General features: G+C 35.4%; 1 protein-coding gene. It reads left to right on the top strand.

Annotated features, from left to right (window positions below):
- Positions 1 to 290: 290 nt before the first annotated feature.
- Positions 291 to 1,356, top strand: a 1,066-nt coding sequence (locus AC1DTM_RS26680; RefSeq protein WP_477001302.1) for an alanyl-tRNA editing protein, incomplete at its 3' end; no start/stop codon positions are given.

Here is a 1,356-nt window from a genome sequence, read left to right on the forward strand (position 1 = left end):
CCAAAGTAACTCCTTTACATATAACCGATCAAATTTCACACTTTCTCGATTACATTCCGTTAAAATCCGGGTCATCTCATTTAATTCTCGATATAATTCGGAAATATTTCTGCTTAAACTAAGCAGCTTATCTACGCCGTTTTCATATAGCATTTTCATTCCACCCCCGCATTTTCTTTTTCTTATTATAGCAAGAAAATTCTAAAAATAGTTTCTTTCTTCTGAAATATTAGGAAACTTATTTCAATTGCTTTACAATGAAACTAGTGAATGAGAAAGGAGAAAGAAAATTGGAGAAAAAATTATATTACAACGATGCTTATCAGCAAACCTTTACAACTAAAGTTATAAAACAAGAGCATGATACAGAAGGAAACTTATATGTTGTTTTAAATGAAACTGCATTTTATCCAACAGGCGGCGGACAACCACACGACACTGGAACTTTAAATGGTATTCCGGTAAGTAACGTTGAAGAAGTAAATGGAGAAATTCGTCATTTCATAATAGAACAATTACATACAGAAGAAGTAGAGGGTAAAATAGATTGGGAGCGCCGTTTTGATCATATGCAGCAACATACAGCTCAGCACATTTTATCTGCTGCTTTTTGGGACCATTTTGACATACCAACAATTGGGTTCCATCTCGGCAAAGAAACGGTAACAATTGATTTAGAAACGGAAAATCTTCCTACAGAAACGGTTGAAAAAGCAGCGCAAATTGCCAACAAAATTGTTTTTGAAAACCATCCAATCCATACCCAGTGGATGAACTTAGAAGAAGCGAAAACATTACCTCTTCGTAAAGAACCTACTATGACAGAAAATATACGCGTTGTTATTATCGAAAATTTCGACTACAACGGCTGTGGTGGAACGCATCCGAAACGTACAGGTGAAGTAGGTCCTATTCAAGTACTTAATTGGGAGCGCAATAAAGGTGGCATCCGCTTAACATTTATCGCTGGTTGGCGCACACTTAAACTAATGGGACAACAGCAACAAATTATGAAAGATGTTTCTAAACAATTAARCAGTAGCGAAACTGATATTCCAGCAAAAGTAGCACAGATTCTTACTTCTCAAAAAGAAAACGAAAAAGCAGTACAAGCAATGAATGAAAAATTATTATTTGCAGAAGCGAATGAACTATTACAACAATCTGAAGAAATACATGCTGGAACACTTATCTCTCGAGCATTTACAAATCGCTCTATGCAAGAAGTCGCAAAACTAGCTGCTATCATTACAGAACAACAAGAGCATGCAATTACATATTTCGTTATTGAAAATGAGGACAAATTACAATGTATTCTTGCTTGTGGTAAAGCAGTGACACTCGATATGAATACTC

The organism is Bacillus sp. P4_D3, from assembly GCF_056401855.1.